Genomic DNA, 7,475 nt, shown 5'->3' with positions numbered 1-7,475 from the left:
CTCCTGAGAGCGTCTACCTTGCCTGCGGCAAACCAGGATTATTTAATTGTAATTATCACCTGCTGATAGTGTGTTAATGTATGTTCTCCATCATCCTGTGCCTGAACAATTAAATGAATCTTCTGTCCGGCTTTTGCATCTTCTGGAATCTTGAAGCTGATGGTGTCAGAAGCAGCACCTTTTAATGTTAATGCAGTTTCTGTTGTACTTGCATCTGTGTATTCACTCCAGCTTACTGTTACATAATCATCATCTGGATCTGTTGCGATTGCATGTAATTTTAATGTTTCTCCGGCAGATGCTTTTATATCTGTTCCTTCTGTTACGGATACTTTTGGTGCATGGTTTGCTTTTACATAATCATTAACGATACACCAGTCTGCTCTTGCTGCAAAATCATTCTGAATATCATCAATGTATTTCCAGCTAGATTCTACCTTCATAGTGCTTCCATCTTCTTTTACATAGGTATCTGTTACAGGACTCCAGTAATTTACTTCCTGTCCTTTACTGTTCTTTTTATCTGCTCTGGCATATCTTCCACTAAATCCGCCGTTTGTTATATCTTCAAGCGTTCTGAGACCTGTGTCAAGTAACATAAAGAATGTTGGGGAATCTCCTTCAGAAAGGAAATCATATCTCTGATATTTTTGTACTGGATTAAATCCGCCCCACCAGTTTAAACTGTCTAATAAATCTTCATTTGTTCCAAACTGGCTTCCTGGTTCTTCTCCATCTAAGTAAGTTCCATCGCCCCAGGTTACATAATTGTCAAGAAGGGCACCATGTTTTCTTATAAGATTCTTTAACATAAAGTCTGCATACAGTGTCTTTTTGCTGGAATCCTCTGGCTGTGTACGCCACATATAGGCATAGCTTGACATCTGGGAACAGCTCATAAACTTAATTTCCGGCCATTCTTCTGCAATATACTCTGAATATGTCTCATCCTGTTCACCACAGGCAGGAATTACAACTTTGTTGATAATCTTCTTACGAATCGCATCCCACTGTTTTGTTCCTTTGTACTCTTTTTCAATATCTTTTAATGCTCTGGAAATCGTATTCGTTCCACCCCATGCCAAAAGATACAAGGTTCTCTCATCATTATCAAGAATTTTTTTCTTTATAAGTTCAGAACCTTCAGTTACACTATCCATTTCTCCTTTATATCCAATATTTCCAACCTTTGTAACACTCTTTAAATATGCTGGTGCAGGATAGCTCTTATCATGTTTCTTCAAATTTGGATATATTTTCTGGTATGCATTCAGATATTTCTGCATCCACTCTGTTCCAGGCCAGCGATATGGTTTTGTGTACTTTTCTTCTTTTTGTCCTGCAACACCTTTCCAATGGAATTTAGAAGAAGACTGCACAATACCCTGAATATCTACTTCATTAGAATATAATAAAACATGAATCAACGAATTCATATCATCTACTTCTGCATCCTGTGTTATGATACATCTTGGTCTCTGTGTTTTTGTTACAGTTACATTTACAGAAACGCTTCGGTTACTTCCATCCATCGTCTCTGCTGTAACTTTACAGGAACCCTGTGCAATAGCAGTAATAACCCCCTTATTATCTACTGTTGCAACGTTATTATCAGAAGTTGTATACTGTAATTTTTTATTTGTTGCATTTGCCGGCAATACTGTAACAGCCATTGTTTCAATATTACCCTCATTGATTGTTACATCATATTTCTTTACGGTAAGAGCTGACACTTTAATTGCTGCTGGCGCTTTCTGGGCTTTTTTCTTAACAGTAATCTTCTGTCTTGCCTTTAAAACTTTCTTTCCAACCTTTGCTTTTGCAGTAATTGTTGCCTGTCCTGCCTTAACTCCTTTAACAACACCCTTGCTATTTACCTTAGCAATACGGCTGTTAGAAGTTCTGAAAGTAATTTTTACTTTCGCTTTTGCAGGCTTTACTGTGACTTTTAACTTTTTCTTCGCGCCTACTTCTAGCGTTGCCTTTTTCGCCATAGTAATTTTCTTTGCCTTCACTGCTGCGTTTGTGTTAAGCATTGTTACCGGCGATGCCAAAACAGACACTGCCATAATAAATGCCATAACCAATGCGGTAACCTTTCCTCTTTTCATTTTCCTCCTCCTTTTGTACAGATTTGCTAGTTTTATTGTTTTTTCATCCTGTACAATTATGAATTTTACCCTCTATATTGCCTGTTCGTCAACCCATTTTGATAAAACAGTGTCAAAAAGTCTCTATTTCCATGAAATTTTATATAAAACTTTACACGACCTCTATTTTTCTTTTACACTTGATAATATATGGATTTCTGATTTGTCGGGTTGAGAAAACTGACAGACGAAGTCAAAAGACGAAATACTGCTCAGATGTGGCCTGGGAGTTGCGAGACTATAACATAATATTAGAAAAGCTCTGTATGAAAAGTTATTGATTTTGACACCTTTGTGTTTTGTACAACTGAGTCAAAATCAATAACTTTTCATACAGAGCTTTTCCTAGAGCGTCTACCTTGCCTGCGGCAATTATTTACCTGACAACTTCTCATCAATTGCTGCGGCAGCTTTCTTTCCAGCTCCCATAGCAAGGATTACAGTAGCGGCACCTGTTACAGTGTCTCCACCAGCGTAAACGTTCTCTTTGGAGGATTCCATAGTCTCTTCGTTTACGATGATTCCGCCCCACTTCTGGCACTCAAGACCTGGTGTTGTATGGCGGATTAATGGGTTAGGGCTCTGTCCGATGGCGATGATTACTGTCTCAACGTCAAGGATATAGTTAGAACCTTCTATTGGTACAGGACGTCTTCTTCCAGATGCATCTGGCTCGCCAAGTTCCTGTTTGATGATTTCCATTCCTTTTACCCAGCCGTTGTCATCACCAACGATCGCAGCAGGGTTATTTAAGAACTTGAAGATGATTCCCTCTTCTTTTGCATGATGAAGCTCTTCTAAACGGGCAGGAGCTTCTTCCTCGCTACGGCGATATACGATGTAAACTTCTTCTGCACCAAGACGTTTTGCTGTTCTTGCTGCATCCATAGCTACGTTACCAGCACCTACTACGGCTACTCTCTTTCCAACCTTTACTGGTGTTGGAACTTCTGGGAACTTGTAACCTTTCATAAGGTTTACACGAGTGAGGAACTCATTGGCTGAGTATACACCGAGTAAGTTCTCGCCTGGAATATTTAAGAATCTTGGCAGACCAGCACCGCTTCCTACGAATACTGCTTCATAACCGTCTTCCATCAGTTCATCGATTGTTACGGAACGACCAACGATTACGTTAGTCTCGATATCTACACCAAGGTCTTCTACGCTCTTGATTTCTCTTGCAACTAATGCCTTAGGCAGACGGAATTCTGGAATACCGTAGCTTAATACACCACCAGCTTTATGTAATGCTTCAAATACAGTAACATCGTAGCCTTTTTTGATAAGCTCTCCGGCACAAGTGATTCCGGATGGACCAGAACCTACGACTGCAACCTTCTTTCCATTCTTCTTAATGTCTGCCTTGACTGGCTCAGCATGTTCCATATGATAATCCGCAACGAATCTTTCCATACGTCCGATACCAACAGGCTGTCCCTTGATACCACGGACACATTTACCCTCACACTGGTTCTCCTGTGGACATACACGTCCGCAGATTGCAGGAAGTGCGTTCTCACTTGTGATAATCTCATAAGCAGCCTCAAAGTCTCCTTCTGCTACCTTTTCGATAAATCCAGGGATTGGTACGTTTACTGGACATCCACTTACACAAGGTTTATTCTTACAGTTTAAACATCTTGCTGCCTCTTCCATTGCCATCTCAGCAGTGTAACCAAGAGCAACTTCCTCAAAGTTTTTATTTCTTACATCTGGTGCCTGTTCCGGCATTGGAACCTTTGTCAGACTCATATTTTTCTTTGCCATTATGCTTCTCCTCCCAGTGCCATCATTTTACATTCGTGTTCTTCTTCCTTAAACATTCCCTGACGTTTCATACATTCGTCAAAGTCTACAAGGAATCCGTCGAAGTCCGGTCCATCTACGCAGGCGAATTTAGTTTCTCCGCCAATTGTAACACGACATCCGCCGCACATTCCTGTTCCATCAATCATGATAGGGTTTAAGGATACCATGGTATGAAGATCAGCAGGCTTTGTAACTTTTACAACATTCTTCATCATGATCAGCGGTCCGATAGCGATACATTCATCATATACTTCACCTTTATCTAAAAGATCCTGAAGAACAGTCGTAACGAATCCTTTTGTTCCTTCGCTTCCGTCATCAGTTGCTACATATACGTTCTCGCAGAATTCACGGAACTTATCAGCCCATAAAACATACTCTTTGCTCTTACCACCAATGATAACGTCAACTTTTGTTCCGTTCTCTGCTAATTTACGAAGCTGTGGATATAAAGGAGCAGCTCCAACACCACCAGCAACACCGATGACTTTGTTCTCTTTCTTTTCAAGGGCAGCAGGCACTCCAAGAGGTCCTACGAAATCTGCTACATACTCGCCTTCTTTTTTCTGGCTTAACAGAGTTGTTGAATATCCCAATACCTGATAAATAATAGTAACAGTCTCTTTTTCTCTGTCATAATCTGCGATAGTAAGCGGCACTCTCTCACCATCTTCATCTACACGAAGAATGATAAACTGACCTGGCTCACATTTGCGCGCTACGAAAGGAGCATAAATCTCCATCAGCTCTACAACGCTGTTGAGCGTTTCTTTTTTTACAATTTTGTACATACGGTTACACCTCACTCATAATCTCGCCAAACAAGTAACTAAATTTCAGCGTGTTTTTATTATTGCACGAACAGACAAAAAGCGCAAGTAAAAACCGCAAAAAGTAAGTGTTTCTGCGGCTTTTACGATTTCGTTCTGTCATGAATATAACGATAAAATCCTAACAAAATCTGATATTATCAAACCTTATTTTTTCGGTTTATAGGAACTCTTAAGAGAAACGATCCGATTAAATATAAGATGTTCCTCGCTGCTGTCCTTCGCGTCACAGCAGAAATAGCCCTGTCTTACAAATTGGAAACTGTCATAAGCCTTGCTGTCTTTTAAACCTGCTTCTAATTTACATCCCGGAAGAATAGTAAGGGAATTTGGATTTAAGTTAAGACTTCCATCCTCATTATAAACACCTTTTTCTTCATCCACAATATTCTCATATAATCTTACTTCTGCATCTACACATTCATCTGCGCATACCCAATGAACGGTTCCCTTTACTTTACGTCCGGTAAATCCGCTTCCGCTCTTTGTCTCTGGATCGTAAGTACAGTGAATCTCTGTTACTTTGCCATTCTCATCTGTAATATAATCTGTACATGTTACAAAATATGCGTTCATAAGACGAACTTCGTTACCTGGGTAAAGACGGAAATACTTTTTAGGAGGATCAATCATAAAGTCATCTCTCTCGATATAAATTTCACGGCCAAAAGCTACTTTACGGCTTCCTAATTCCTCATTCTCCCTGTTATTCTCTACATCCAGGTATTCAATCTGTCCTTCCGGATAGTTTGTAATAACAACCTTAACCGGGTCAAGAACTGCCATCACACGGGACTTTTTAAGCTTTAAGTCATCGCGGATACAGAACTCTAACATCGCATAATCTACAGAACTCTGTGCTTTGGATACACCGGCAAGTTCGATGAAGTTACGAATCGCCTCTGGTGTGAATCCTCTTCTTCTAAGAGCTGCGATAGATACAAGACGTGGGTCATCCCATCCGTCTACGATACCGTCTTCTACTAACTTCTTAATGTAACGCTTACCTGTGATTACATTGGTAAGATACATCTTTGCAAACTCAATCTGTCTTGGAGGCTGTTCAAAACCAACTTCCTTTACAACCCAGTCATAAAGTGGTCTATGGTCTTCAAATTCCAGTGTACAGATAGAATGTGTTACACCCTCAATCGCATCTTCAATTGGATGAGCGAAGTCATACATTGGGTAAATGCACCACTTATCTCCTGTATTATGATGTGTCATATGTGCCACACGATAAAGAATCGGATCTCTCATATTGATGTTTCCGGCTGCCATGTCAATCTTAGCACGAAGAACCTTTTCGCCATCAGCAAACTCTCCATTCTTCATCTTCTCAAAAAGCTCTAAGTTCTCCTCTACAGAACGATTGCGGTAAGGACTTTCCTTTCCAGGTTCTTTTAAAGTTCCTCTGTACTCACGAATTTCTTCTGCGGATAAATCACAGACATAGGCCTTACCCTTTTTAATAAGAGTAACTGCTGCTTCATACATCTGGTCAAAGTAATTTGAAGCAAAGAACAGTCTGTCTTCGTAGTCTGCACCCAGCCACTCTACATCTTTCTTAATAGATTCTACGAATTCTACTTTTTCCTTTGTAGGGTTTGTATCGTCAAACCGAAGATTGAACTTACCATTGTACTTTTGTGCCAGTCCATAGTTTAATAAAATAGACTTCGCATGTCCAATATGAAGATATCCATTCGGTTCTGGAGGGAATCTGGTCATAACATGGTCATAGACACCCTCTTCTAAATCCTTGTCAATCGCCATCTCTATAAAATTTTTCGATACTTTTTCTTTTTCTTCCATTCTCATCCTCCTGTAACTCTATATGCATCATCAAAATCTCCTGTACCCTGGAGCGTGTTTAAAAAATGCTCTAATGCCGGCACATTAAAATTTCTGAAATACATTCTATAAAGGCTTCTCTTTCCTTCACCTGCGTTCTATCATATCATACTTATTTTTCCTGTACAAGTAAAAATCAACGCTCTTATTTTTTATTCTGCTCCTTATCATGTTCTTTATAAAAATAAGTATTATCTCCTATCTGCCCATATTTCTTATAACCTTTTAACTTTTTATAGGCGGAAGAGCGAAAATATAATATATATGAAGGAAGATTTCTTTTTTTCCCTGAAAGCGCATCATCTACTGCCTGTATACATTCTTTGGAAGGCACACGGTCAAGATATGGATACGTCTCCGTTTTTTTGTCATAATATGCACTAAATTGAGCCTTTTCCGTTATTACCTCCATCAAATCATCCGGATATTTGTCAGATTCTAAACGGTTTAACATACAGCTAATCACTGCTAAAGAGCCCTCATAATCTGTGTCACACTCCATAGAAACTACTTTATAAAGAATTTGGCGGTCTCCGGCACTTATGACATTATCATATTTTACCGGAACCGCCATCGCTTCCTTTACATTTTCTTTATCTTTCTTTTTTTCTTTTGTCTGATTTACATTTTTTCTTCCATTTTCCTGCTGAAGTTCCAAAAAGCTGTGTCCTTCAAACGAAAGCCAGTCATCCGCCACAAATGGAAAAAGCATTTGTGATGCACTCACATTCTGAAACCAGAAAAACCAAAGTCCCAGAAACAATATAACATAGCCGTAATTTCTTTTCCTTTTTCTATTCATATTTTCTGCTCCCGTCTTATTATTTCC

5 protein-coding genes are annotated in these 7,475 nt (G+C 39.4%); all 5 read right to left on the bottom strand.

What is annotated here, in order from left to right; all coding sequences use genetic code 11:
* Positions 1-38: 38 nt before the first annotated feature.
* The 5 genes from EUBHAL_RS01205 to EUBHAL_RS14590 all read right to left on the bottom strand — a co-directional run bounded on the left by EUBHAL_RS01205 (position 39) and on the right by EUBHAL_RS14590 (position 7,448).
* The gene (locus EUBHAL_RS01205; RefSeq protein WP_005343774.1) at positions 39-2,111 is read right to left on the bottom strand and encodes a nucleoside hydrolase-like domain-containing protein; all 2,073 of its coding nucleotides are present in this window, start codon (positions 2,109-2,111) and stop codon (positions 39-41) included.
* A gap of 411 nt (positions 2,112-2,522) precedes the next feature.
* Complete coding sequence (gltA, locus tag EUBHAL_RS01200; protein ID WP_005343772.1) at positions 2,523-3,920, bottom strand: NADPH-dependent glutamate synthase; 1,398 nt, start codon at positions 3,918-3,920, stop codon at positions 2,523-2,525.
* Positions 3,920-4,753: a sulfide/dihydroorotate dehydrogenase-like FAD/NAD-binding protein gene (locus EUBHAL_RS01195; protein WP_005343771.1), complete on the bottom strand. Its 834-nt coding sequence runs from the start codon at positions 4,751-4,753 to the stop codon at positions 3,920-3,922. Before EUBHAL_RS01195 ends, gltA begins: the two co-directional genes overlap by 1 nt.
* 186 nt (positions 4,754-4,939) lie before the next feature.
* Complete coding sequence (locus EUBHAL_RS01190) at positions 4,940-6,613, bottom strand: glutamine--tRNA ligase/YqeY domain fusion protein (protein ID WP_005343768.1); 1,674 nt, start codon at positions 6,611-6,613, stop codon at positions 4,940-4,942.
* 178 nt (positions 6,614-6,791) lie between these two features.
* Positions 6,792-7,448 (bottom strand): cell wall hydrolase, encoded by a 657-nt coding sequence (locus EUBHAL_RS14590; protein ID WP_005343766.1) that lies wholly within the window; start codon positions 7,446-7,448, stop codon positions 6,792-6,794.
* Between the last annotated feature and the right edge of the window lie 27 nt (positions 7,449-7,475).

This window comes from Anaerobutyricum hallii DSM 3353 (genome assembly GCF_000173975.1).
In the GTDB taxonomy this organism is placed as follows: domain Bacteria; phylum Bacillota; class Clostridia; order Lachnospirales; family Lachnospiraceae; genus Anaerobutyricum; species Anaerobutyricum hallii.
This window is presented reverse-complemented; position numbering and strand designations above follow the sequence as displayed.

Bases quoted from the DNA above. Each gene is read 5' to 3' on its own strand.
- EUBHAL_RS01205 (WP_005343774.1), bottom strand. From the start codon at position 2,111: ATGAAAAGAGGAAAGGTTACCGCATTGGTTATGGCATTTATTATGGCA.
- gltA (WP_005343772.1), bottom strand. From the start codon at position 3,920: ATGGCAAAGAAAAATATGAGTCTGACAAAGGTTCCAATGCCGGAACAG.
- EUBHAL_RS01195 (WP_005343771.1), bottom strand. From the start codon at position 4,753: ATGTACAAAATTGTAAAAAAAGAAACGCTCAACAGCGTTGTAGAGCTG.
- EUBHAL_RS01190 (WP_005343768.1), bottom strand. From the start codon at position 6,613: ATGAGAATGGAAGAAAAAGAAAAAGTATCGAAAAATTTTATAGAGATG.
- EUBHAL_RS14590 (WP_005343766.1), bottom strand. From the start codon at position 7,448: ATGAATAGAAAAAGGAAAAGAAATTACGGCTATGTTATATTGTTTCTG.